This is a genomic window from Kitasatospora sp. NPDC032150 (assembly GCF_055579945.1).
The window spans coordinates 93,646-115,240 of record NZ_JBVIMH010000016.1 but is presented as its reverse complement, the minus strand read 5'-3'; the positions used below and the strand labels follow the sequence as shown (position 1 = coordinate 115,240).

Below are 21,595 nucleotides of genomic sequence, written 5' to 3'. Positions count from 1 at the left end.
TCGCTCGGTTCGCCGCCGGGCGGCCGGTGTCGTCCGGGGATGCCGGCCGCCTCCTCCACAACGGGATGATGCCGGCAGTCGGCCGTGACCGGATCGGTCCGCTCCCGGACTTGATGCGGCCTGTCGAGGGTCCATCGGCGCCGACCAGACTTGGGGACATGAACCGAGCACTGATCGTTGTCGATGTCCAGGAGTCCTTCCGCGCCCGTGCGCTCTGGGAGACCGTCTCCAACCCCGAGATCGCCCACCAGGTGGACCGCCTGGTCCGACTCGCCCGCCAGGCGGGCGACTTGGTGGTCTGGGTACTGCACTGCGAACCCGGCACCGGCAACACCTTCGACCCCGAGCTCGGCCACGTCCGGCTGATGGCGGAGCTGGAACGCCAGGACGGGGAACCGCTGATCCACAAGACCTCGCACAACGCCTTCACCACCACCAATCTGCAGCAACTCCTCACCGAGCACGGCATCCGCGAGCTCACCCTGTGCGGCCTGCGCACCGAGCAGTGCGTGGAGACCACCACCCGCCTCGCGAGCGACTTCGGCTACCGGGTCACCTTCGTCACCGACGCGACCGCCACCCACCCCATCCCGCACCGCGACGCCCCCGCCGACCTCACCGTCACCGAACTGCTCGCGGACCCGCGGACCCTGGGTGCCGAGGAGATCATCAGGCGGACCGAGTACGCCCTGGCCGGCCGCTTCGCCACCATCGCCACCATCGACGAACTGGAAGCCGCCGCGGCGACTCGGGCATGATGACCGGATCGTGAACCAGATCGCCTTTCTGCTGGTGCCCGGAGTGCACCTGCTGGACCTGGCCGGCCCCGCGCAGGTCTTCTCCACCGCAGGTGACTTCGGGCACCCGTACGCGCTCAGCTACGTCGCCGAGCGGACCGAGGTCCCCAGCGCCCAGGGGCTGCCGCTGACCGCCAGGTCGCAGTGGCCCGAACTCGGGCCCGAGGACCTGATCGTGGTGCCCGGCTGGCGGGTGCACCCCCGGGTCGCCGCTCCCGTCATCGGGGAGGGCGTGCTCCAGGCCCTGCGGGACCACCACGCCAGGGGCGGTACCGTCGCCAGCATCTGCGCCGGAGCCGAGGCGCTCGGCCGGGCCGGGCTGCTCGACGGCCGCCGCTGCACCACCCACCACGACGTCCAGGACGAGCTGGCCCGGCGCCACCCCGGCGCCGTGGTGGTCCGCGACGTGCTCTTCACCGTGGACGACCGGGTGGTCACCTCGGCCGGCATCGCCAGCGGCATCGACCTGGCCCTGCACCTGGTCGCAACCCGGCACGGCCCCGCGGTCGCCGCCCAGGTGGCCCGGGACATGGTGGTCTACGCCCGGCGCAACGGCGGCGAACCGCAGACCAGCGCCATGCTCAGGCACCGCTCCCACCTCGACGACACCGTGCACCGTGCCCAGGACATCATCGACACCCGGTTCGCCGAGCCGCTGCCGCTGCCCGCACTGGCCGCGGCCGTCGGGGTGAGCGAACGCACCCTCACCCGGCTCTTCAGCCGCGCCACCGGCGGTCTCACCCCGCTGCGCTACCAGCAGACGCTCCGCCTGGAGCGCGCCGAGCACCTGATCGGCCACGGCGCGACGGTCGACTCCGCCGCCCGCTCGGTCGGCTTCGAGGACGCCCGCATGCTGCGCCGCCTGCGCGCCCGGGTGGGCTGAGCGCCGCTCAGCCCCGCCTGGTGGCGACGGCGAAGACGCGGCGGAAGGGGTACACGGTGCCGTGCGGGCCGGCCGGGTACGCCGTGCGGAGTGCATCGCGGTACTCGGTGAGGAACGCGGCGGTGGCCTCGGGGTCGTCGGCCAGCGCGGTGAGCACGGGGCGCAGGGTGGTGCCCTTGACCCAGTCGAGCACCGGGTCCCGGCCGGGAAGCAGCTGGGCGTAGCTGGTCTCCCAGACGTCCACCGTGCAGTCGAGGCCGGCCAGGAGTTCCAGGTAGCCGGCCGGGCTGAGGGCGAACTGGCGCCGCTCGCCGGCGTGGTCGGCCAGGCGCCCGCGCCACCGGGCGCTTCGGCAGAGCCCGTCGAGCAGCGTGTGGCTGGGGGCGGCGGACTGGTCGGGGACCTGGAGGGCGAAGGTCCCGCCGGGGGCGAGGGCGCCGATCCAGACCGGCAGCATCTCGGGGTGGCTCGGCACCCACTGGAGGGTGGCGTTGGACACGATCAAGTCCCAGGCCCGGTCGGGGACCCAGGAGGCGGCATCGGCCGGGTGGAACTCGAGGGAGCCGCCGCCGGGGGTGGGACCCGCGAACTCCCGGGCGGCGGCGAGCATTTCGGCCGAGTTGTCGAAGCCGGTGATATGCGCGGCGGGCCAGCGGCCGGCGAGCAGGGCGGTGACGTTCCCGGCGCCGCAGCCCAGGTCGGCGATCAGCGCGGGGGAGCCCGGTGGCTCGGGGACGCGGGCGAGCAGGTCGAGGAACGGACGGGTCCGGTGGCCCGCGTGGCGCAGGTACTGCTGCGGGTCCCAGGTGGCCTGGCGCATGGCGTGACTCCTTCGGCGGCGATCCCTGCTCCGTCGGCTCCATGATCCGGCAAAATTATCTCGATATCAAGCTTCTTGATGGCGAGATATCTTCCCGCGGAGTCCCGCCCGACCGAATCGCCGGGAGCCGTGCGGTCATGGAGGCGGAGTCACCGGGGTGGTCCGGCGCTGGTTGGCTCCGCCGTGGCAGTCCCAGATCTCCAGCCGGGTGCCGTCCACCACCGTGGTGCGGAACGTCTCCTCCGAGAACCCCGCCGCTCGAGAAGCCGTAGTAGGAGTAGGAGCCCGGTGTGTCCGACGCCGACGCGGTGCCGGTGCCGGCCGCAGCCGCCGCCAGCACCGCCGCTGTGGCCAGCACGGTCCGGCCGGCGGAGCGTACCCGGCCGCACGGCCGCCGCAACTCGGTGGGAATCACCCGCAGTTCGCCCTCTCTGCCCTGGGGTGCACGTCCGCCGGAAAGGTCCGTGCTCGTTCGGCCTCTGCTATCGGCAGGATCACGGCGTGAGTTGAGCGTCCGTGCGGGGGCGCGCTGCTCGGGGAGGGGAGGACCGGGAGGATGGCAGGACGGGGCCGTGCCGTTGCGGGGCCGGCTACCGGTTCAGTGCTCAGCCGGCCGGGATCCGCCGCACCTGCGCGGAAACCTCCGCGCCGGTGAGCAGGTCGTCGTGCTCCGTGCACGAGACCTGGACGTCTCGGCCCCGGCCGGCGGGGTGCTGCCGGCCGGGGGACCTGCTCGTCGTAGGATGACCACGGCGGCTCACGGAGGCCGGAGCCGGGGTGGCCCGGGTCAGGGGAGCAGGGTCGAACCGAGCCAGTCGGACGGGCCCTTGGCGCCGGGGAGCGTGAAGAAGTACCCGCCGCCGGTCGGGGAGATGTAGTCCACCAGCGGTTCCCCGGCCAGCCGCTGCTGGACGGTCTGGAACTGCCGCTCCACGTCCTGCTGGTAGCAGCAGAAGATCAGCCCGACGTCCAGGTTGCCGTCGAGGTCAAGGCCGCGGTCGTAGTTGTAGCCGCGGCGCAGGAACCGCTGGTCGGCCGACTCGGGGGTGCGCGGGTTGGCCAGCCTGATGTGCGAGTTCATCGGTGTCAGCAGGCCCTGGGAGTCGGCCTGGAAGTCGGGGGCGTCGGACTCCTCGGTACCGTCCAGCGGCGCGCCCGAGTCGCGGCGGCGGCCGATCATCCGCTCCTGCTCGCGCAGCGAGACCCGGTCCCAGAACTCGACCAGCATCCGGATGATCCGCACTACCTGGTAGGAACCGCCCTCCACCCAGGCCGGTTCCCCGTTCGCACCGCCGTGCGTCCACAGCACCGAGTCCGCCTCCGTCCGGTCGCCGATCTCGGGGTTGGAGATGCCGTCCTTGAACCCCAGCTGGTTGCGTGGGGTCCCGGACGGACGCGGGGCGGCGTGGAAGCCGTCGGCCTTCCAGCTCGGCTGCATGCCGCCGCGGGTGTGCCGGGTGATGTCGCGCAGCGCGTGCATCACGGTGTCGCGTGAGTCGGCGCAGATCTGCAGCGACAGATCGCCGTGCAGTTCCTTGGAACCGAGCGTGTTGTCGTCGGGGAAGACCGGCATCGCCACCAGCTTGGCGGGTTTGCGCGCCGCGAGCCCGTACCGGTCGTCGAACAGCGAGGCACCGACGCTCACGGTGATCGTCAGCCCGTCGGCCGGCAGCACCGGTCCGAGGGTCGCGCTGTCGGTGGGCGGTGAGGCCAGGTCGGTGGCTGGCACCGGGTCGCCCGAGGTCAGTAGCCGGATCCGCTCGGTCAGCGTCCGCAGCAGCTCCGAGAGCCCGGCCCGGTCGGGCGCGATGACGTTGAACGAGACGAAGGACGCCGCGTCCTGCTGCGGCGTGGTGATGCCGGCCTGGTGCGGGCCGTGGAACGGGATCCGCCGGCCGGACGGGCCGGCGGGCTGGGGCTCGGCGGCGGCCGCGAAGGCCCCGGCGAGCGCGCCCGCCGTGACGGCGGCGCCCGCGGAGGCTCCGCGCAGGAAGGCGCGGCGGCCGAGCGGCGAGCGGTGCTCGGTGGCGGACGGGTCGAGGGCGGTCACGCGTGGTTCCTTGGGGTGAGTAGGTTGGGCAGGACGGCCAGTTCCTCCAGGAGCCGGCCGAGCTCTCCGTCGAGGCGCTGGCGCTGGGCGGTGGTGAGGCTCGCGGACGCCGTCCAGGAGCCGTCCTTGGCCCGGTGGGCCGTCACCGTACCCTCGAAGTCCGGCAGTTCGCGCTGCAGGCGGTCGAGCAGCGCCGGATCGCGGGGCCGGATCACCGGAGCCAGGATGTCCAGTACCTTCTCGGTGCCCTGGACGTTGGCGTCGAGGGTGGCCAGCGTGGTGCCGCTGCCATAGTCGGCGATGCCGTTCAGCTGGAACTGCAGCGAGTTCTCCAGGATCTCGTGCACCCGCAGCGAGAGGTCGCCCGGGTCGGTGTCCTCGCTGGGGAAGTCCTGGACCAGTTCGTCGGCGTCCGCCACCAACTGCCGGGTGACCGGTCGCAGCCGGTCGGCGTCCCAGCCGTGCCACAGGCCGTACTCCACGGCGAGGAAACCCGTCCAGCCGGCGGTGTCGACGCCCTGGGGCAGTCCGTTCGCCATGCCGTTCAAGGACTTGTCGAAGTCGCCGAAGGAGTTGTAGGCGGCGCCCAGGCGCTCGTAGTCCAGGTGTGCGGTGAGCCAGTCGGTCCTGGCGGCCGCGAGGTCGCCGCGGGCGACGTCGGCGTCGAGGGTACGGGCATCGGCCAGCAGTCCGGGCAGGGCGGCCTTGACGTAGTCGCGGTAGGCCTTGACGGGGGCACCCATCTCCTTGTCGGGCAGGGGCGGGTAGCCGGCCACGGCGCCGGACGCCTTCCCGGAGACCGTCAGCGGGCGGGTGGTGAGCACCGGGCCGCTGGAGAAGACGCAGCGCACCGCGTACTGACCGCCCGTCAGGGTGGTGGCAAGCGGGAGCGTCTTGCCGGGGCCGAGCCAGGGGATCTCCGCGTACGCCAGGCCCCCGTCGGGCGAGATGACGTAGAGCGTGGCGAAGACCTTGGAGTCGTTGGTGACGCTGAACGAGACCGGCCCTGCGGGCAGGTGCTCGGGCGGTGTGCCGCAGGTGCTGGTGTCCACCCGGAGCCTGCCGCCGGGCGGGGCGAGCAGGCTGCTGTCGGCGGGCGCGGAGCCGACCAGCGCGGTGGTGCCCAGCAGGGCCAGCCCGGCCAGTGCAGGGCGGAGCCGGCGGGCGGCTTCGCGCCGTCCGACAGGGGGCGTGGGGGGAGTTCGCTCCGGCATGGTGCGGTCCTTCGGGCAGGCAGGAGCCCGGCCCCGGGGCGGGGAGGCGGGGCCGGGCCCCCGGACGGTTCAGTTCCAGATGTCGGTGATCGGCGCGGCGTTGGCGCTCTGGCCGGCCTTCGGCAGACCGTATGCCTGCTCCAGGGTGGCGAGTACGTTGTAGTGGTTGACGGTCTCGCTGTACTGGCCCTGCTGGACGTGGGCGCCGTAGAACACGGTGGGGATCTGGTTGCTCTCGGTGTAGTCGTCCTCGTCCCAGGTGACCACCAGCAGGCTGTTGTTCTGCTGGGCCCAGTTGGCGTAGTCGGCCAGGTTGTTCTGCAGCCAGGAGTCGCCGTCGGCGATGGTGCCGTCGTGCATGTCGTCGTTGAGGTTCGGGATCACGAACGACACGGTGGGCAGCTGGTTGTAGTCCGTGGGGAAGGCCGAGAACGGCTGCTGGTCGGCGGCCGGGATGTTGGTGAAGTTGGCCCACGGGGAGTGCTTGCGCGCGTAGGCGCCCGAGCGGCAGGTGGTGGAACCGGCCTTCGGCAGGTCCTCGGAGTAACCCGCGAAGGTGTTGCCGGCGGCCAGCAGCTCGGAGCCCAGGTTGGCCGCGTTGCCCTTGTTGACCGGACAGGCGTCGGAGCTGAGCCCGAAGGTGCTGCCGCCGAACAGCGCCATGTAGTTGGGCTCGCTGGGGTGGGTGACGCCGAATGAGGAGGTCATCAACGCACCTTGCGAGGCAAGGGAGTTGATGTAGGGGGCGTCGCTGGTGTCGCCGATGATGTCGTCGAAGGAGTGGTTCTCCTCCATCACCACGACGATGTGCGAGAACGCGGGGACGGATCCGGCGGCCGGTACGGCGGCGGCCGAGCTGTGCGGAGCGAGGGCGAGGGACGTGACAACCGCCGTCGCCGTGGCAACGGCGGACAGGCCGGCGAGACGAGACCTCGAACGCATGGGGACTCCAGGGGAAGACGAGCCGGGGCGTACGCCTCGGCCTCTACGGAAGTGGGGGTTTCCGCCGCACGGGCCTCGTGGCCGAACCGCGGACCGGTGCGGGGGTGGCCGGGCGGTCCGCCCGGCCTCGGTGCCGCGTAAAGCATTGGGGCCGTAGGTGCCTTTCAGTTGTCGGTGGACTGGCGAGTCTGTGAACTTAGCGAGGAGACGGAGCTATGGGGCGAGACCCGGCCTGAGCAGGAGTCAACTCGCTTGCGGCAACCGTTTTTACCGGTTGATTTCGATGCTTGTGCTTCCTCTGCCCGGCCCTGCCCTCCGGTCGGGAGGCCCGGATCGGGCCCGCGGTCGCGGTGCCCGGTAGCGGGGCCGGGGTGAGCGCGGCGGCGACGGGCGAGGGTGTGGCGGCTGTGGCGGTGCCGGATCCGGCCGCGGCGAGTGTCAGTGCGAGGCCTGACGCGGCCGGCGCGCCGGTGATGCCGTGGCAGGTCGGTCGTGGTGCCATGTCGGTCCCCTCGAAGGCGCCGAATCGGGCTCACTGGCGGCCGCGGACCCTCCTTATCTGCAAGTCCCTTGATTGTGGCCAGAGTTGTACCGTTTCTCGGCCGCCGGAAAATGATGTTGCTGCACCCCGGGAAGCACTGTCAATGGATCGGTACCTGCCAAGTCATCCACAAGGGCTCGAGTTATCCACAAAGACTCATCAGAACTCGTCACTGGTGAACGGCAGCCGGTCCGTGTACAGCGCGGCGTCGAGCGCCCGGGCCGCGCCCGCCGTGTGCTCGGCCACCAGGCCCGCCCGCACCAGGTCGCCCACCCGGGTGCCGCCCAGGTAGCAGGCCGCCAGATCCCGTACGTCGAGGGAGAGATCGGCGGGTTCGGCACTCGCGCGGTACGACTCCCCGCCGGGGCCGGCCGTCAGCCGGAACCGTCCGTTGTTGGCGGGGATGGAACCGTCGCTGACGTCGAGCACCAGATCGACCGGTGCGGCCCAGGACCGCCCGGTCAGCGCCGCCCCGACGTCCGCGAGCCGCAGCCACAGCGCCGGGAACTCCTGGGTGACGCGCACCTGGTCGCGGTCGGCGGCGATCAGGAGCAGCGGGTCGTCGGCCGGGCGCCCCCAGGCCCGTACCCTGCCGGTGAGGTCGATGCCCGCGAGGTAGCTCCACAGCGCCGCCGCGGCCTGGCCGGTCCCGGCCTCCAGCTCGTAGACCTCGACGACCCCGGGGGAGTCCTCGCCGCCGCGGGTGCGGTAGACCGCGTAGTCGAGCGACGGTCCGTCGCCCAGCAGTACCACCCGCGGCGGGCTGAGCTCGTCGTCGTCCTCGTCCTGTTCGGGCAGGATCTGCTCGCGCCACCAGTAGCCGTCCCTGGCCAGGCGGCCGGCCCGCTCCGCCCGGCTCGTCTCGTAACGGGGGCCGAGCACCTCGGGTGCCTCGGCCGGGTCGAGCAGGCGCAGCGGCCGCGGATCGGGTGCGACGCGCAGGTCGAGCGGCCGCCGGGAGTCGATCTCGACCGTGCACAGCCGGGTGGCCGCACCGAACCCGTACCGGCCGTAGATCGCCGCCTCCGAGGCCCACAGGGCGGCGAGCGGCCGGCCCGTGACCGCGCACCGGCGCCACAGCTCGGTGACCAGCTCCGACAGCACCCCGCGACGACGGTGGGTCGGTGCCACACAGACGAAGGTGAGACCCGCGCAGGGAAGCCCGCCGCCCGGCACGGAGACCCGCAGCCGGACGGCGGCGAGCAGGCCCACGAGCCGGCCGTCCGCATAGGCACCGATCCGGTTGCAGCGGAGCAGGAACTCCCGGTGCCTGGCGCGCATTTCGTCGTCGTACGTCTCCAGGAAGACGAGCGAGGCGAGATCGATGGCACGGTCGAGGTCGGAGTCCGGTACCTCCCTGATCTGCAGCCGGGAGGGGGACTCGGGCGTGGTGGCGGCCGTCGGCGGAGCTGAGTCGCTCACGGAGGAAATGCTAGTTCGCCACCGGGCCGCCCGGAAATGGAGTCCGGAAGCGGAACGGCGGTCGGCCGCCCGGGGACGCGCCGGCCGGCTCATCCGCTGTGCGCCGATCGGGTGCGGCCGAGGGGGTGGGGCCGAGGGGGTGGGGCCGAGGGGGTGGGGCCGAGGAGGTGGGGCCACGCCGCTGCCGTCCTCTTCGGTGGGCTGACCTGCTCGATGGCCTGGCTCCGGCGGCCTGGCTCCGGCGGCCGGGACACGCCCCGGTGCCGGGTGGGACGGCCGCGTCGAGGTAGCCCGGCCCGCCATGGCACCCCGGGCGTCCTGGCAGGCCGGCGGGGGTGCGGAAAGAAATTTCCGGGAAATCCGTCAGCGGATGTAGAGAACCGGGTGCCCGCCCCGACTGACGGGTGAGAGTGCGCCGAGGGGGTGCGCGGACAGAGAGGATCCGCTGATGAAGTACCTGCTGATGATCTACGGCAACCAGGAGAAGTGGGACTCCTTCCCGGCCGACCAGTGGCCGGAGGCGATCGCCAGGCAGGAGGCGTTCAACACCAAGTACCGCGAGAGCGGTGAGCTGCTGGGCGCCTACGGTCTGGCGGACGCGGCCAACGCCCGGCTGGTGCGGCGGGAGAACGGCGCGCCGGCCACCACCGACGGCCCGTACCTGGAGACCAAGGAGTACATGGCCGGCTTCTACCTGCTGGACTGCGAGAGCGAGGAACGGGCGCTGCAGATCGCGGCGGACATGCCGTTCGCGGACCGGGAGCCGGTCGAGCTCTGGCCGATCCTGCACGAGTCCGCCGGCGACCTGTGAGCCCGGAGCCGATCCGGTGATCGTGGATTCCCCCGCGGACCGCGGTGTCGGGGACCTGCTGCGCGAACTCGCGCCGCAGGTCCTCGCCGCTCTGGAGTCCGACCGGCGGCTGGCCCGTCACCGCCGGCTGCTCGCTACCCGCGCGCACCTGCTGGAACTGCTCGGTGACCGCGACTGCGCGGTGTCCGCCTACCGCGAGGCCGCTCGCCGCACCGCCAGCACACCGGAGCGGCGCCACCTCGCCGTCCGCGCGAACCGGCTTGCCGCCAAAGAAGCTTGACGGTGTGGAGGAGCTGTCCGGTTCGGATGACACGGGCCCCCACCGCGAAAGACGTGGTGGGGGCCCTTCGATGCGCCATGGAGCGCGGCGGTCAGGTCAGCCGATCGTCGCGGCGTGCGAGGTCTCGGCGGTGAAGCCCCAACTCGGGGCGGTGTCCCAGGGGTTGGGCATGGTGTCGCCGGTCGCGTAGGCGTAGCCGGCGCCGCGGGCGAAGGCGGTGTCCAGCGCGGTCTGCATCCGGGGCGCGTCCGGCACGTTGTAGACCAGGTGCCAGAAGGAGGTGCCGCTCGGGTCGAAGGAGGCGCCCGAGTAGTAGCCAGAGGTCAGGTTGAAGACGTTGCCGCCGAGCCAGCCGCCGCCGGTGTAGTCGGCGTAGCTGCCCTCGTAGGTGACGAAGGTGTCGGCGGTGCGGTGGGCGGGATCCAGGTAGCAGTCGGCGATCGCGGTACCGGGGTTGTCCACCACCAGGTCCTGCGCGGCCGGGTCGATCGCGTTCATGGCGGTCTGCACGTACTGGCGCAGCGTGAAGTAGTAGTCGCGGGTGCTGTTGGCGGCGCCGCAGTCCCGGCTGACGACGTCGAAGAAGATGCCGTCCACGTGCAGCTTGCCGTCGGCGGTCTTGAGGTAGTTGTCGATGGACGCCTCGACGTCGGCGAGCGGGCGGGTGCCGTTGTCGGTGTGGACGTAGCCGATCACCTTGGTGTGCCCTCCGGTGGCGGTGGTGCCGGCCCGCAGGGTGTCGGCCTGGGCCTGCCAGGCCGGGGTGAACACGGTGTCGCCGTTCCCGGGGTTGAGGATCACGATCGAGGCGGCCGGGGTGGCGGCCTGCAGGCCGGAGAGCATCGGGTCGCCGGGCCACACGTACGCCGGGACGCCGATCTCCAGGCCACGGGTGGCGGTCGTCGAAGTGGCGGCGGTGGCGCTGGACGAACCCGCCGTCACGGCGAGTGCGGAACTGAACAGCAGGGCCAGCAGGCCCTTGGTGCGCTTGCGCACGGCATCCCCCTGATTTGATCAACAGTGACCACATTCTGCCCCATCGGCACCCGGCGGGGGAGCCGTCCGGCGGCACCGGTCCTGGCGGGCCCGCACGGTTGCGCATAGCGTCGATGGCGCACCGCCGTACGGACCCACCGCCCGAGGGGAGCCGCACCATGGACCACGACCGACCCGCCGAACCCCACCGGGCCTTCACCGGCTACGCCGAAGCGATCCTGGACGTGCTGGCGCGGACCCCCGACCGCCCGGCGCTGACCGCCGCCGACGGCCGGTTGATCCGGGCGGGGGAGTTCCGGGACGGTGTGTACCGGCTGGCGCGCGAGCTGGCCGGCCGGGGGATCGGCCGGGGCATGACCGTGTCGCTGCTCACCGGCAACACCCCCGAGGCCCTCGGTGCCCGCTACGCGGCGAACCTGGCCGGCGCGCGGGTGGTCTTCCTCTACGACGGCATGGCCCCCGAGACGCTCGCCCAGGTGGTCGACAGCGTCGACACCAGAATGCTGCTGGTCGACCCCACCCGGTACCGGGACGCCGAGGAACTGCTGCCGCGGGTCCAGGTCCCCGCCGTGCTCACCCTCGGTCCGGGCTCCTTCGGCGAGGACGTCCTGGCGAGCTGCGCGCGCCACGAGCCGGAGCCGTTCGCCGTCCCGGTCGCCCCCGACGACGACTGGTGCATCCGCCACACCGGCGGCACCACCGGGATCCCCAAGGGCATCCGGATGGCCCACGGCCCGTACCGGCGAAACATCGCCCTGCCGCTCACCGGCGCGGGCGACCCGCCACGCTTCCTGGCGTGCACCGCGATCGGCCACCTCGCGGGTGTGCTCGCCGACATGACGCTGTTCCAGGGCGGGTCGGTGGTCCTGCGGTGGGCCTTCGATCCGGGTGACGTGCTCGCCGCGATCGAGCGTGAGCGGATCACCCATCTGTGGGTGCTGCCGCCGCTGCTCTACCGGCTGCTCGACCACCCGGCCCGGCCCGGCACCGATCTGTCCAGCCTGCGCCGGATCAGCTACGGCGGCTGCCCGGCATCCCCGGCGCGCCTCGGGCAGGCGGCCGAGGCCTTCGGACCCGTGCTCCACGGCTTGTACGGTCAGACGGAGGCGCTGGGGATCACCGAGGTGGGCCCGGACGAGCACTCGGTGACCGGGCGGGGCGGGCAGATCACCGTCGGCCGCCCACTGCCGGGCGTGGAGATCGAGATCCGGGATGACGACGGCGAGCCGCTGCCCCCGGGGCAGGAGGGCGAGATCCACGTCAGCTCGCCGGGCGTCATGAGCGGCTACTGGAAGCAACCCGAACTCACCGCCGAGGTGGTGCGCGACGGCTGGGTCCGGACCGGGGACATCGGCTACCTCGACGACGAGGACCACCTCTTCATCGTCGACCGCCGCAAGGACGTGATCATCGTGGTGGGGGGCCACGTCTACCCGGCCGAAGTCGAGGAACTGCTGCTCGCCCACCCGGCCGTCGCCCAGTGTGCGGTCTTCGGCGTCCGTGCCGACGACTCGACCGAACACGTCCACGCCGCCGTGGTCGCCGCCCCGGGCCAACACCCCGACCCGGACCGGCTGCGCGAGTTCGTCACCGCCCGCAAGGGCCGCATCTACGCGCCGGAGGCCGTCCACCTGGTCCCGGCCATCCCGCTGACGTCCGTGGGCAAGCCCGACAAGAAGCTGCTGCAGCGGACACTCGGCGGCTGACCACCGCGGACCGGCGAGCCGGCCCGGCCGGTGCTCAGGCGTCCGGCCGCAGGCCGGTCGGACGGCCGGTCAGCCGGCGGACGGCGAGGATCGCGGCGCCGAGCGCCAGCCAGCACACTCCGGCGACCCGGGGCATGGACATCCGCGCGGTAGAGCACGTAGGCGGTGATCGCGAAGCCGGTCACCGGGACGACCAGGTGCGTGCCGTAACTGCGCTGCCGGCCGTGCACGATGAAGTGGGACACCACCGACGAACGGCGCGATCGGCACCATGAACACCAGGCCGTAGACCAACAGGTCGCGCAGCCGCAGGGTCCTTCGCAGCTGCTGCCGGTAGCCGAAGTGCGACAACGGCTCGTCGTCACCCGGCGGGACCGGGCTTTCCTCCTCGTCGGTCATCCGGGCCGCTCCCGTCCGCTGTCGGTGCGTCAGGTACCCCTCGGCGATCGTCACAGGTGTCCGCCGGGATCGCGGTACGAGCGAACAACGGAAGTTGACGATTGGCGACCGGATCAGTCAAACATGCGAGAGCTGCATGGTCGTGCGACTGTCCGGGTGCGAAGACGCGTGGTCGGGAGTGGCGGGCCGCCGTCTCGGGAACCGCTCTGGGCCCGACCCCAGCGGAGGATGACCAGATGTGCCGTCTGTTCGGCCTGAGCAGCAGCCCGAGGCGCACCCACGCCACCTTCTGGCTGCTGGACGCTCCCGACAGCCTGAGCGCCCAGAGCCACCGCGACCCCGACGGGACCGGCCTGGGCTACTTCGACGCAGACGGCACCCCACGAGTGGACAAGCAACCCATCGCCGCCTATGAGGACCGCGCCTTCGCCGAGGAGGCCAGGGAGGTGGAGTCCACGACCTTCGTCGCCCACATCCGCTTCGCCTCCACCGGTGGCCTGCTGGCGAGCAACACCCACCCGTTCGAGCAGGACGGGCGGCTGCTGGCACACAACGGCGTGGTCGGTGGGCTGGACCGGCTGGAGGAGCGGCTCGGCGAGGACCGCTCACTGGTCCTCGGAGACACCGACTCCGAGCGGGTCTTCGCGCTGATCACCCGTGAGATCAGGGCGAACGGCGGTGACATCACCGTCGGAATCACACAGGCGGTCCACTGGATCGCCGGGAACCTGCCGCTGTACGCGCTCAATCTGGTCCTCACCACGCCCACCGAACTCTGGGCGCTGCGCTACCCCGACACCCACGAGCTGTACGAGCTGCACCGCACCGCCGGCGGACACCACGGCAACCGGCACCTGGACCACAGCGGTACCGCCGGCCGGATGCGCGTGCACTCCGAGGACCTCCGTGCGGCGGACACCGTGGTGGTGGCCAGCGAACGCATGGACGAGAACCCCGACTGGCGCCTGATGGCCTCCGGTGAGCTGCTGCACGTCGGACCGGATCTCCGGCGGACCCGCCGGATCGTCCTGCCCGACGCCCCCGCGCACCCGCTCGCCCTCGGCGATCTGCGACCGGAGGCCGCGGCCTCCCAGCAGGCGGCCTGAGGGGCGGGGCCGCCGGCCGCCTGGCCTGGTGCTCAGCCCCTCTCCCCGCGGGCGAGGCTGCGCAGCTTCTCCAGCCACTCGAACCGCTCGCGGTTGGCCACCGCGGCCCGGTCCAGTTCCTCCATCAGGCGCCGCGAGCGGTGCTCCAGGTCCAGTTCGTCCAGGATCCGGTCGATCTCGGCCAGCAGTGAGCCGTGCAGCTGCCAGGCGTGCGGGTGCTCCTGGACCTGCCGCAGCAGCATGTGGGCCACGGTGTCCCGGCTGACCCGGGCGGCGGAGAGCTCGGCGGCGAGCCGTCCCTCCGCCTCCTCGGCGCTGTGGCTCACCTGGGTCGTCACCAGGACGGCGAAGCTCACCAGTGCCCCGCCGACGTGCACCAGCAGCTCCTCCAGGGCGAGTGCCACCGGCGCTGGGAAGAGGTCCTCGTCCCGCTCGCGGCGCTTGGCCAGGTCGCTGAGCGAACGCGCCATCACCCGCACCACGACCACGCAGATCTCCAGGGTGTCCAGCCCGGTGCGCAGTACCAGCCGGGAGAGCAGACCCTCCTTGATCCTCGGGTTCAGCCGCAGACTGTCCTCCGCCTGGCGCAGCGCGGCGTCCACGTCGGCGATGGCCTGGTCGAGCCGGCGGGCCTCGTGCAGCCGGGCGGCCGCGCGCTCGACCGCGGTGGGACCGCTGAGCTCCTCGGAGATCCGCACCAGCAGATGGCGGGTCCGGCGGGCCAGGTCCTCGATCGACTCGCCCGCCGTGTCCACCCATACCGGGGGTGCGAACACGAAGTTGAACAGCAGACCGACCCCGGCTCCGATCAGGGTCTCCAGCACCCGGTCCCAGGCCTGCGAGGCCAGCCGGGTGACCCCGAGGATCAGCATGGCGCTGATCGCGACCTCCTGGACGAACTCGTCGACCCGCACGAAGTGCCCGATGGTCAGGGAGGCCAGGATGATCAGCCCCAGGCTCCACCAGGACAGCCCCATCACGGAGCTGAAGCCGATGGCGATCAGTACTCCGACCACCACCGAGTTCACCCGGCGGATGCTCGTGGTCAGGGTGGAGTAGAGCGTGACCTGAACCACGAGCAGGGCGGTCAGCGGTGCGGTCAGCGGAGCTGGTTCGCTGCTCAGGTGGACCGCGACCGCGTACGAGATCGTGGCCGCCACCGTCGCACGCACCGTCAGTACGACGACGGGCTCCCTGAGTCGACGTCGGACGGTCCGGATCACCGTTTCGCGCGAAGCTGGCATTCCTTCGTCGTTCCCGCTCCGGGGGCCGCCCCAACGCGGTCGGGCGAGACGGCACCCGGCACTGCGTCAGCGGGTGTGAGCATCCGGCACTAGGTCTGCGGGTGCGGACGCGTACCCAGCCCGGGAGTTCCGCCACCCGGTACGCCGGCGGTCAGTTTCTTGGTCCGGGAGCGCAGTTGGACGGCGTGGATGATCTCCATCAGTCCCAGGACGATCAGCCAGACACCCGCCACCAGGGTGAGCGCCGCGATCGAGCGGAACGGTGAGATGATCAGCACGATTCCCGCGATCGTGGTCACCACACCGAGGAAGACCTGCCAGCCTCGGGCCGGCATCGCCGGAGTGGAGATCGCTGCCGCGGACAGCATGATCCCGCGCAGCAGCCAGCCGAAGCCGATCCAGAGCGCGAGCAGCAGGATCGTCTCCGCCGCGCCGCGGAAGCAGATCAGCCCCAACAGCAGGGACAGCGCGCCGCTGACGAAGTGCAGGGCGCGCAGATGGCCCGGCACATGGTGGCCGAACGCGGCGGTCAGCTGGAACACACCGCTGACCAGCAGGTAGACCCCGAACAGGATGCCGACCACGAACAGCGTGGCACCCGGCCACGCCAGGACGCACACGCCGAGCGCGAGCGCCGCCACACCGGCGGTCAGCATCACCTGCCAGGTGGCGTTGGCCAGTGCGTTCAGTGTGCCGCCGACAGGGGTGAGGTCGTGCTCCGCGGCGCCCACGCCCGTACTCGCGCCCCTGCCCGCGCCCGGTAACGGGCCGGTGCCGGGAGGCTCGTTCGCGTTCGCCGGCCGGATGTCACGCGGGTCGGTACCGGACGGGAAGTCGGATGAGGAGCTCATGGCCCGCACCTGCCTATCTCAGCTTCGGGACACTACGTGTCCATCGTCACCCGCTGGGCGCAATCCTGCCTGCGGACGTCCGCCGGACAGTGGGGCGGTGGCGGCTCTGGCGACGGGTACGGGAGACGGCTGCGGCGGTGGGTGCGGCTGTGGTGGCGGCGCCCCGGAACCTGGTGGGGCGTGCGGGTTCGCCGGATCGGTCACTCGGGTGACTCCCAGGGAAGCGGTGGGTGCTGCTCGGGCAGGAGGCGGCGGAACCGGTCGAGCACCTCTTGCGGGCCGAGCTCCGAGGCGTCGATGCGGTGGACGGGTACCCGTGCCGCCAGGTCCTCCGCCACGTCCTCGAAGCACTGCGCGACGAGCGCGACGTACCGGCTGGTGAAGGAGCGTTCGAGTCTGCGGTCGCGACGGCGCAGCCGCCGCATGAGCACCTCGGTGCGGGCCGTCAGGTGTACCACGGCGGTCGGCGGCGGCAGCATGGCGGTGACCAGGTGGTGGTAGCGGTAGTAGGCCTCGTACTCCTGAACTGTGAGATCGCCGTTGAGGTACAGCGCCTTCGCGTAGGCGAGCGAGCTGTGCACGTCCTGGTCGAGGATCCCGGTCCGGCCCGTCCTGAGGTTCTGCAGGACGCGCAGCAGCAGTGTCTCCAACTGGCAGAAGAACGCCGCCGAACTGTCCCCGAGTAGATAGCGGGTGAAGTGGTCGTCCCGTCCCGGGCCCCGGTTGACCGGGACGACGTCGGGCACGTGCTCGATCCGGGCGTCCTCTGCCGCACAGCGGCCGAGCAGGGTGCTCTTGCCGACCGCGGGCGGCCCGAGGACGACCACGGCGGCCGGTGCCTCGGGGCGGGCCAGCAGGGGTACCGGGCCGATGAGCCGGTGCGCCGAGCGCTCGATCGCGGCCGGTGGCGGGCGCTCCTCCGCCATGGTGGCCAGCCGGGTGCCCAGCGACCGCAGCCGGCCGAAGGCGGCGGGGCCGAGGCCGAGTTCGCCGAGCCCGTCCAGCGGCACCCAGCGGTGGCCGGCCGGAGCGGCACCGCCGGCGGCCGCCCGGTCGGGGAGCCGCCAGCCGAACACCCGCAGGTTGCGGGCCGGTACCCCGGCGCGGCGGTTACCTCCGGCGTACAGCTCGGCGAGATAGACGAGGTGCTCGGCGGGGGCGCGTAACCGGGTACTGCCTGCCAGCGCAGCGGACGCGGCCCGGCGGAAGGAGGTCCCGGACTCGACGACCGCCGAAGGCAGTTCGGCGTCGGCTTCGGTCTCCCACCCGGTGCGGGCGTCGGGCAGCAGCAGCCGGCCGTCGTGCAGCACCAGGCAGGCGGCGGCGGTGTGAGCGGGACGATGGCGTGGCGGCGGGGCGGTGAGCATCACTCTCCTGGGAAGACGTGGTGAGCCTTACGGCAGACGGGAGTTGGTCGCGGGGACGGGAAGCGGGAGTACGGACGGATGCGTTCGGTGGCGGCGGTCCGGGTGGCTGCTCGGCCGGTCCCGGACGACGCTCCGGTGGCGGCGCAGGTTGCCGTGGTGCGGCAGACGCGCGGGGTGGAACCCGGCCGTGCCGGTGTTCGCGGGGCGGGCCTCGATGCTGGAGCCACGGAAGTCCTCCTGCCCTGGTGCACACCGGTGCCAGTCGACGGGACTTGCCAAGCCATCCACGGAATCGTCACCGAGCCCGGAGTCGAGGGCAAAGATGAATTCCGGACATCTGCCGTGAGCATGCCGGTCACTTCCGGATGCTGCGTGGGCCCCGGTGTCGGCGCTCGGGTGGCCCAGCGGTGTGGCCCCGGCGGGGGCGGCGACCCGGTCCAGTTTCGAATCAATTACCCATCCTGGCCCGCGACTTGATGCCCGTGCGGCGGCGGTGGAGGTCGGCTGCGACAGCCGAGTCCATCTGCCGGCGGCGTTCTGTCCTGAGCCCCGCCCAACCGGGTGCGCACCAAGTCGCCCGCAATGGAAGTGGCTTCAACTCTGCTCCTGAGTAGCCTCGTTGAGGGCCCTTCTGGGAATGGCCGGGCTGGCCCGGTGCTGCTGTCTCCATGAATCCCATTGACGGAGTGAGTGCTCACTCCGTATGTTCGAAGCATGACGGAGACACCTTCGAACAAGCCCTCTCCCCGGCGTCGCGCACCCGCGATGGACCCCGACCAGCGCCGCGCGATGATCGTCGCCGCCGCCCTGCCCCTCGTGATCGAGTACGGGGCCTCCGTGACCACGGCGAAGATCGCCCGCGCTGCCGGTATCGGCGAGGGGACGATCTTCCGGGTCTTCGCCGACAAGGACGCGCTGCTCGCCGCTTGCATGGCCGAAGCCCTGCGGTCCGATGACGCCGTCGCCCATCTGGAGGCGATCCCGCTCGACCAGCCGCTCGCCGCCCGGCTCATCGAGGCCGCCGAGGTGATGCACGGTCACATGGCCCGGATCGCCACTGTCGCCGGCGCCCTGGCCGCCGCCGGACGCTTCGAACGCGTCCTGCCGCCCGGCAAACCGGGCGAGGCCCCGCCGGACCGTTCGGCCGCACTGGCCGGGCCGCGCGCCGCCCTGGCCGCGCTGTTCGAACCCGACCGGGACACCCTGCGCCTGAGCCCGGAACGGCTCGCGAACGCCTTCCAGCTGCTCCTGATGTCCACCGGCCGCGCGGTCACGCATCCCCCGCTGACCGCCGAGGAGCTGGTCGACCTCTTCCTGTACGGCGCGCTCACCACGCCCGCCCCCACCGCGGGGAAGGCCCGATGACCACACCCGATCCCTACGACGAGCTGGCGCCCGCCCGCCGCCGGCTGATCACCTTCTCCTTACTGGGCTGCGCCTTCCTGGCCATGCTGGACGGCACCGTGGTCGGCACCGCCCTGCCACGGATCGTCCGGCAGATCGGTGGCGGCGACTCCTGGTACGTCTGGCTGGTCACCGCGTACCTGCTCACCTCCTCCGTCGGTGTGCCGATCTACGGCCGGCTCTCCGATCTGCACGGGCGGCGCCGACTGCTGCTCACCGGGCTCACCCTGTTCCTGTTCGGCTCGCTCGCCTGCGGTCTGTCGGGCTCCATGGCGGCGCTGATCGTCTCCCGTGCGGTGCAGGGCCTGGGCGCCGGCGCCCTGCTCACGCTCGGCATGGCGCTGATCCGCGACCTCCACCCGCCTTCCCGTACGGACGGGCTGATCCGGATGCAGGCGGTCATGGCCACGATGATGGCGCTCGGCCTGATCGGCGGCCCGATCGTCGGCGGTCTGCTGGCCGACCATGCGGGATGGCGCTGGGCGTTCTGGCTCAACCTCCCCATCGGCCTCGCCGCCGGCGGCGTGATCGCACTCGTGCTGCCCGACCGCCGCCCGGCCACCCCACCTACCGGACGCCTGGACTCGGCCGGCATCCTGCTGCTCGCCGCCGGCCTCTCGCTGACCCTGACCGGCCTCAGCCGCAAGGGCAACCCCGTCGGCGGGCGCCTCCCGTCCTGGACCGATCCCACCGTCGGCGGCTGTCTGCTCGGGGGCCTGTTGCTGCTCGCCCTGCTGATAGCCGTCGAGCGCCGCGCGGCCGTGCCCGTGCTGCCGCTGCGGCTGTTCCGACGGCGCAGCTATGCCGCCCTACTGGCCGCCGGGTTCTTCTTCCAGGTCGCCGCGCTGCCGGTCGGGGTCTTCCTCCCGCTCTACTTCCAGTACGTGCGCGGTCGTTCGGCCACCGTCTCCGGGCTGCTGCTGCTCCCGCTGCTGGTCGGCATGGTGCTCGGAAACCGGCTCACCGCCGCGGCCATCCTGCGTACCGGCCGCGTCAAGCCGGCGCTGCTGACCGGGGCCGTACTGCTCACCGTCGGTACCGCCTGCTTCCTGGCCCTGGACGCCCGGACTCCCGCCGTCCTGACCGGCGGATGGCTGCTGCTGGTCGGCCTCGGCACCGGACCGGCGATGGGCGGGATCACCATCGCCACCCAGAACTGCGTCCCGGCGGCCGACATGGGTACCGCGACCGCGGGTTCCGCCCTCACCAAGCAGATCGGCGGCGCCTTCGGCCTGGCCTGCGCCCAGTCCCTGCTGGCCCGCCACCACGCAGTGCCCGTACCCGGAGCCTCGGTGATCGGCTCCACCATCGCCTGGAGCGGAATCGCGGCCGGCCTGCTCGCGCTCGCCTCGCTCCTGCTGATGCGCAACCTCGCCGTCCCCGGCCGCCGACCGGCCGCACCGGTGGCGAAGGCGGCTCCGGTGGCGGGAAGATCGAGTATCTGACTGTACGTCAGTTCTCGGGTTTCAGAGCTGCTCGACGCCGGCCACGCACCGGGGCGATCGAACCCTGGCCGGCGGCCTCATGGTGGGGATCGCCAGCCTTGGGCAGCAGGCATCTCGGTGGCTCAGACGGTTTCTGCATGAGAGCCTGGCGATCATGGCCACTGAACACGAGGTCGGCGAGCAGTTGCACCAGCGCGGCTGGCGGACGGCATTCACGGTCGTCGAAACGGTGAACGCGTGGGCCGCGCTGGTGGGCGTCATCGAGCGTGGCTACGACGACGACATCTACGAGTACACCAATGACCTGTACTGCCGAAACTGGCTCCACGAGGCGTGGCTCCTGCTGGACGAGTACCTCGTCCAGCTCTGGACTCCGCAGATCAAAGCCCTGGACGACCGCTTCAAGGCCGCGACCATCGATGACGACGGCCAAGCACTCGGCCAGTTCCACAGGCTGCCCGGCTCAGACTTGTGGTGGTGGCGACGACACCCTTGCATCCTCACGGGAGACCTCGGGCGATCGCTCCGCTCGGCCGGCGCCATCGGCACCGACCTGGATGCGGCATGACCCTCAGCCTGCTGCGGCTATGGGACGATTCTTAGACACGGAGTGATGCTGCCCCCCAGGTTCTCCCCAGGACGACTCGAGCACCGGATAGTTGACGACCGGTCGGAATTGCCGCAGGGAAGGCCGTGCGGAGCGGGCCGCATGGATGACCGGCTCAGCGGACCGTGATGTCCCCGTCGGGGAGGTCCTGGACGGTGACCTTCGCCAGCGGCTCGCCGAGCGCCTGCGCCACGGCCCGGGCGATACCGTCGGAGTCGGGCCCGGTGGGGTAGGGCACCTCCTCGCCAGGGCCGTAGCTCTCGATCGCCCTGGCCAGGTAGCTCGGGTCCCAGGCGCCGACTGCACCCCTGACCTCCACCGCGCTCACCCGCCGCTCGCCGACCTGCCGGCGCAGGGCGGGGAGGATCCGGTCCGACCGGTACTCGCCGGGCACCTGGAAGAGACTGGCGTGCGCGCCCACCAGCCCGCCGTCCTGTAGTCGGACGGTGACGGTCAGACAGCTGGTGACGCTGGGGTACAGGATGCTGCCGCCCCGGCCGACCCCGGCCACCTGGCCCTCGGTGATCCGCACCTGCCGGGCGGCCTGGTGCCGCGCGTCGGCGGGGGCTGCCCGCGACGGGCCGGACGGCTGGACCGGCGCCGCGGTGGCGGTGCCGCACTGTAGTGCCACTACGGTGGTCAGGACGGCGGCGGCCAGGGCCGTCCGCTCCGCGTTTCGCCGGGTGTGGCGGATGAGCACGAGGACTCCT

Annotated in this window: 19 protein-coding genes; 9 read left to right on the top strand and 10 right to left on the bottom strand. The window is 72.0% G+C overall.

The annotated features are described in order from the left end of the window. The first annotated feature begins 158 nt into the window (after nucleotides 1–158). Both ACZ5ON_RS20370 and ACZ5ON_RS20365 read left to right on the top strand, forming a co-directional pair. Nucleotides 159–758: a cysteine hydrolase family protein gene (locus tag ACZ5ON_RS20370; RefSeq protein ID WP_465594223.1), complete on the top strand. Its 600-nt coding sequence runs from the start codon at nucleotides 159–161 to the stop codon at nucleotides 756–758. Nucleotides 759–768: 10 nt separating this feature from the next. Then, a complete protein-coding gene (locus tag ACZ5ON_RS20365; RefSeq protein WP_465594220.1) occupies nucleotides 769–1,680 on the top strand; it encodes a GlxA family transcriptional regulator in 912 nt (303 codons plus the stop codon). A 7-nt stretch (nucleotides 1,681–1,687) separates the two neighbouring features. On the opposite strand, the gene ACZ5ON_RS20360 is transcribed toward ACZ5ON_RS20365, so the two are convergent. The 5 genes from ACZ5ON_RS20360 to ACZ5ON_RS20340 all read right to left on the bottom strand — a co-directional run bounded on the left by ACZ5ON_RS20360 (nucleotide 1,688) and on the right by ACZ5ON_RS20340 (nucleotide 8,615). Next, nucleotides 1,688–2,500 (bottom strand): trans-aconitate 2-methyltransferase, encoded by an 813-nt coding sequence (locus ACZ5ON_RS20360; RefSeq protein ID WP_465594217.1) that lies wholly within the window; start codon nucleotides 2,498–2,500, stop codon nucleotides 1,688–1,690. A gap of 787 nt (nucleotides 2,501–3,287) precedes the next feature. Then, nucleotides 3,288–4,550, bottom strand: a complete 1,263-nt coding sequence (gene efeB, locus ACZ5ON_RS20355) for an iron uptake transporter deferrochelatase/peroxidase subunit (RefSeq protein WP_465594214.1) — start codon at nucleotides 4,548–4,550, stop codon at nucleotides 3,288–3,290. Then, entirely contained in the window at nucleotides 4,547–5,764 is a 1,218-nt protein-coding gene (locus ACZ5ON_RS20350) for an EfeM/EfeO family lipoprotein (protein ID WP_465594211.1), read from the bottom strand. Before ACZ5ON_RS20350 ends, efeB begins: the two co-directional genes overlap by 4 nt. A gap of 69 nt (nucleotides 5,765–5,833) precedes the next feature. Next, on the bottom strand, nucleotides 5,834–6,706 hold the full coding sequence (locus tag ACZ5ON_RS20345; protein WP_465594208.1) for an alkaline phosphatase family protein: 873 nt from the start codon (nucleotides 6,704–6,706) through the stop codon (nucleotides 5,834–5,836). A gap of 700 nt (nucleotides 6,707–7,406) precedes the next feature. Then, nucleotides 7,407–8,615: a GNAT family N-acetyltransferase gene (locus ACZ5ON_RS20340; RefSeq protein ID WP_465594393.1), complete on the bottom strand. Its 1,209-nt coding sequence runs from the start codon at nucleotides 8,613–8,615 to the stop codon at nucleotides 7,407–7,409. Nucleotides 8,616–9,117: 502 nt separating this feature from the next. Between ACZ5ON_RS20340 and ACZ5ON_RS20335 the strand changes: the two genes are divergently transcribed. Both ACZ5ON_RS20335 and ACZ5ON_RS20330 read left to right on the top strand, forming a co-directional pair. Then, nucleotides 9,118–9,480 (top strand): YciI family protein, encoded by a 363-nt coding sequence (locus tag ACZ5ON_RS20335; protein ID WP_465594205.1) that lies wholly within the window; start codon nucleotides 9,118–9,120, stop codon nucleotides 9,478–9,480. A gap of 16 nt (nucleotides 9,481–9,496) precedes the next feature. Then, a complete protein-coding gene (locus ACZ5ON_RS20330) occupies nucleotides 9,497–9,760 on the top strand; it encodes a hypothetical protein (protein ID WP_465594202.1) in 264 nt (87 codons plus the stop codon). A gap of 96 nt (nucleotides 9,761–9,856) precedes the next feature. Here ACZ5ON_RS20330 and ACZ5ON_RS20325 read toward each other — a convergent pair whose 3' ends face one another. Then, nucleotides 9,857–10,756 carry a spherulation-specific family 4 protein gene (locus ACZ5ON_RS20325; protein ID WP_465594199.1) on the bottom strand — a complete coding sequence of 300 codons (900 nt, stop codon included), beginning with the start codon at nucleotides 10,754–10,756 and terminating at the stop codon, nucleotides 9,857–9,859. A 158-nt stretch (nucleotides 10,757–10,914) separates the two neighbouring features. Here ACZ5ON_RS20325 and ACZ5ON_RS20320 point away from each other — a divergent pair, with 158 nt between their 5' ends. Next, nucleotides 10,915–12,462, top strand: coding sequence for an AMP-binding protein (locus tag ACZ5ON_RS20320; RefSeq protein ID WP_465594196.1), 1,548 nt, complete (start codon nucleotides 10,915–10,917; stop codon nucleotides 12,460–12,462). 635 nt (nucleotides 12,463–13,097) lie between these two features. After that, entirely contained in the window at nucleotides 13,098–13,967 is an 870-nt protein-coding gene (locus tag ACZ5ON_RS20315) for a class II glutamine amidotransferase (RefSeq protein WP_465594193.1), read from the top strand. 32 nt (nucleotides 13,968–13,999) lie between these two features. Here ACZ5ON_RS20315 and ACZ5ON_RS20310 read toward each other — a convergent pair whose 3' ends face one another. From ACZ5ON_RS20310 to ACZ5ON_RS20300, 3 genes are all read right to left on the bottom strand, one after another. Next, nucleotides 14,000–15,211 (bottom strand): FUSC family protein, encoded by a 1,212-nt coding sequence (locus ACZ5ON_RS20310; protein WP_465594190.1) that lies wholly within the window; start codon nucleotides 15,209–15,211, stop codon nucleotides 14,000–14,002. 89 nt (nucleotides 15,212–15,300) lie between these two features. Beyond that, on the bottom strand, nucleotides 15,301–16,062 hold the full coding sequence (locus tag ACZ5ON_RS20305; RefSeq protein WP_465594187.1) for an HdeD family acid-resistance protein: 762 nt from the start codon (nucleotides 16,060–16,062) through the stop codon (nucleotides 15,301–15,303). 200 nt (nucleotides 16,063–16,262) lie between these two features. Continuing rightward, a complete protein-coding gene (locus ACZ5ON_RS20300) occupies nucleotides 16,263–17,429 on the bottom strand; it encodes a deoxynucleoside kinase (RefSeq protein WP_465594184.1) in 1,167 nt (388 codons plus the stop codon). 714 nt (nucleotides 17,430–18,143) lie between these two features. Here ACZ5ON_RS20300 and ACZ5ON_RS20295 point away from each other — a divergent pair. The 3 genes from ACZ5ON_RS20295 (at nucleotide 18,144) to ACZ5ON_RS20285 (ending at nucleotide 20,846) form a co-directional block, all read left to right on the top strand. Further along, the gene (locus ACZ5ON_RS20295) at nucleotides 18,144–18,794 is read left to right on the top strand and encodes a TetR/AcrR family transcriptional regulator (protein WP_465594181.1); all 651 of its coding nucleotides are present in this window, start codon (nucleotides 18,144–18,146) and stop codon (nucleotides 18,792–18,794) included. Further along, entirely contained in the window at nucleotides 18,791–20,278 is a 1,488-nt protein-coding gene (locus ACZ5ON_RS20290; RefSeq protein ID WP_465594178.1) for an MFS transporter, read from the top strand. Before ACZ5ON_RS20295 ends, ACZ5ON_RS20290 begins: the two co-directional genes overlap by 4 nt. 154 nt (nucleotides 20,279–20,432) lie before the next feature. Then, nucleotides 20,433–20,846 carry a hypothetical protein gene (locus tag ACZ5ON_RS20285; RefSeq protein WP_465594175.1) on the top strand — a complete coding sequence of 138 codons (414 nt, stop codon included), beginning with the start codon at nucleotides 20,433–20,435 and terminating at the stop codon, nucleotides 20,844–20,846. Nucleotides 20,847–21,000: 154 nt separating this feature from the next. On the opposite strand, the gene ACZ5ON_RS20280 is transcribed toward ACZ5ON_RS20285, so the two are convergent. After that, complete coding sequence (locus ACZ5ON_RS20280) at nucleotides 21,001–21,585, bottom strand: hypothetical protein (protein ID WP_465594172.1); 585 nt, start codon at nucleotides 21,583–21,585, stop codon at nucleotides 21,001–21,003. Between the last annotated feature and the right edge of the window lie 10 nt (nucleotides 21,586–21,595).

What these genes read in the sequence shown, in the direction of transcription:
- ACZ5ON_RS20305 (WP_465594187.1), bottom strand. Translation starts at nt 16,062, where the DNA reads ATGAGCTCCTCATCCGACTTCCCGTCCGGTACCGACCCGCGTGACATC.
- ACZ5ON_RS20350 (WP_465594211.1), bottom strand. Translation starts at nt 5,764, where the DNA reads ATGCCGGAGCGAACTCCCCCCACGCCCCCTGTCGGACGGCGCGAAGCC.
- ACZ5ON_RS20295 (WP_465594181.1), top strand. Translation starts at nt 18,144, where the DNA reads ATGACGGAGACACCTTCGAACAAGCCCTCTCCCCGGCGTCGCGCACCC.
- ACZ5ON_RS20290 (WP_465594178.1), top strand. Translation starts at nt 18,791, where the DNA reads ATGACCACACCCGATCCCTACGACGAGCTGGCGCCCGCCCGCCGCCGG.
- ACZ5ON_RS20360 (WP_465594217.1), bottom strand. Translation starts at nt 2,500, where the DNA reads ATGCGCCAGGCCACCTGGGACCCGCAGCAGTACCTGCGCCACGCGGGC.
- ACZ5ON_RS20285 (WP_465594175.1), top strand. Translation starts at nt 20,433, where the DNA reads ATGGCCACTGAACACGAGGTCGGCGAGCAGTTGCACCAGCGCGGCTGG.
- ACZ5ON_RS20335 (WP_465594205.1), top strand. Translation starts at nt 9,118, where the DNA reads ATGAAGTACCTGCTGATGATCTACGGCAACCAGGAGAAGTGGGACTCC.
- ACZ5ON_RS20370 (WP_465594223.1), top strand. Translation starts at nt 159, where the DNA reads ATGAACCGAGCACTGATCGTTGTCGATGTCCAGGAGTCCTTCCGCGCC.
- ACZ5ON_RS20345 (WP_465594208.1), bottom strand. Translation starts at nt 6,706, where the DNA reads ATGCGTTCGAGGTCTCGTCTCGCCGGCCTGTCCGCCGTTGCCACGGCG.
- ACZ5ON_RS20315 (WP_465594193.1), top strand. Translation starts at nt 13,098, where the DNA reads ATGTGCCGTCTGTTCGGCCTGAGCAGCAGCCCGAGGCGCACCCACGCC.
- ACZ5ON_RS20320 (WP_465594196.1), top strand. Translation starts at nt 10,915, where the DNA reads ATGGACCACGACCGACCCGCCGAACCCCACCGGGCCTTCACCGGCTAC.
- ACZ5ON_RS20300 (WP_465594184.1), bottom strand. Translation starts at nt 17,429, where the DNA reads ATGCTCACCGCCCCGCCGCCACGCCATCGTCCCGCTCACACCGCCGCC.
- ACZ5ON_RS20310 (WP_465594190.1), bottom strand. Translation starts at nt 15,211, where the DNA reads ATGCCAGCTTCGCGCGAAACGGTGATCCGGACCGTCCGACGTCGACTC.